A 246-nucleotide genomic window follows, 5' to 3' on the forward strand; every position below is an offset into this window, starting at 1 on the left:
TTGTCGGTACACACGTACAGCAGGTTGCTGATGAAATTGAAAAACATTTATAAAATTTAAACAGCTAAAGCGCAAATCCAACTTCAATAGGGTTTGCGCTTTTTTTAGTCAAATAGTAGAATGATTTTATCCGTTGATCAACCTGTTTCAAACAATATAATTGATGAACTTAAACAAGTTGGTGAATACAATCAAATTTTCACAACTGAATTGACGGTACAGTCATAAACAATTTATGTAAATTCA

1 pseudogene is annotated in these 246 nt (G+C 30.9%); it reads left to right on the forward strand.

Features of this window, described 5'->3' with window-relative positions:
- Nucleotides 1-120: 120 nt before the first annotated feature.
- Nucleotides 121-228 (forward strand): annotated as a pseudogene (locus tag IDG64_RS15380) (ACT domain-containing protein); the annotation flags it as partial.
- Between the last annotated feature and the right edge of the window lie 18 nt (nucleotides 229-246).

The sequence above is a fragment of the Staphylococcus sp. EG-SA-15 genome (assembly GCF_017151895.1).
Taxonomy (GTDB): domain Bacteria; phylum Bacillota; class Bacilli; order Staphylococcales; family Staphylococcaceae; genus Staphylococcus; species Staphylococcus aureus.